Annotated in this window: 1 protein-coding gene; it reads right to left on the bottom strand. The window is 65.8% G+C overall.

Features of this window, described 5'->3' with window-relative positions; genetic code table 11:
• Positions 1 to 337 precede the first annotated feature (337 nt).
• Positions 338 to 1,015, bottom strand: a complete 678-nt coding sequence (locus ACGF5C_RS34600) for a hypothetical protein (protein ID WP_393308610.1) — start codon at positions 1,013 to 1,015, stop codon at positions 338 to 340.
• Between the last annotated feature and the right edge of the window lie 364 nt (positions 1,016 to 1,379).

The raw sequence follows: 1,379 nt of genomic DNA on the forward strand, positions 1-1,379 counted from the left end.
CGCGCACGAGGGGTCAAAGCGGCGTTAGCGTGGGACACGAAGGCCTCCTGTTGCCGGAGCGGTTCCTAGACAGCTCCACTCCACAACCGGAGGCCCTCACCTGCCTACGACATCAGATCGTGTCGTCACACAATCTCGACCAACGTCCCTGGGCAGTACACCTAGTACGTGGCTACGCCGAGCGGCTCGCGGAGGAGTACGAGTTGCCCTCGTAATCTTTGGGCCAACAGCAGTACACGCCGGGCGGCCCTCGCGACTGAACATCCGGATCTGCCGCGAGTCGCGCGCCGACAGGGCGCGTGCTCGCCGCTGGCGACTGGCGTACGGGCAGGATTGACTACGAGTCTTGGACGAGGAAACACCCGTGCCGGCCGTCGGTGGAGATGAACGCGAACGCCACCGGTGCGGCGCCGAGGTTGAGGTAGAACGGTTTCCAGTTCGCATCGAGGCGCAGTAGGGGCCGCCACGGCCCGCTCTTGGGCCAGTCGTGCTCGTTGAGCATCAGCGCCGTCCCGCCGATCTTGTCCTGGTCCAGTGCCTGGAAGTAGCGGTCCCGTTCGTCTGGCGGCAGCGCCATGTAGGCGTCGTACGGCAGGTGCTCGGGGTCCTCGCCGCGGATCAGCTCGACGGTGTACTCCGCCGGCGACCCGTCGCCGTGGTAGATGGTTGGGCCGCTGGTCAGTGGGCTGGTCGCCCCGTCGAAGACGCCGCCGGGCTGGATAATGACGGCGTTCTCGCCGCTTTCGGGGAAGATGACGTCCGGGTCGAAGTGCTCCACGTCGCTGCCGTGGTCGCCATGGGTGACGAACACGTAGGCCAGCCGCCCCGGGCCGGCACCGGCGAGTTCGGGCTCCAATGCGATCTGGCAGACGAACCGCATCGGGGTGTCCCAGCCTTGGCTGACCGGCCACTGCGGTCCGGTAAGCCAGACGGGCTGACCGCCGAACTTGGTGACCGGCTCGGTCACCGGTGCCTTGGCTTGGTGATAGTTCGCGATCCGCCATACGGCAGCCATGGCGGCGACCGTAGCAGATAGCCCCAGCACCCGGCCCGCAGCCAATCGTGACAGCGCTGGTCGGGTGATGGCGGGTCGACAGCGATGATCGCCGGTAGATATAGCCTCAACCTCGACCTGCTCCTGAACGTGTCCTCATTTGCCGCTGATGGCGCGTCTCGACCGGTGTCGAGGATCGCATGCCCCAGCGATAGGCGGCACGCCAGTTACGCGCCGTGACAGCCGAGCCCCGGAGAGAGCCGGCCAACTGTCATCCTTCAAGTGAAGTCTGAGGTGTACCAAGGATCCTGGACATGTCCTCCGAGTTGAGAGGATGAGTCCATGCCCGAGCAGCGTCGTCGGTTCAGCCCGCAGTTCAAGGCCG

The sequence above is a fragment of the Micromonospora sp. NPDC047620 genome, from assembly GCF_043205005.1.
Lineage (GTDB): Bacteria > Actinomycetota > Actinomycetes > Mycobacteriales > Micromonosporaceae > Micromonospora.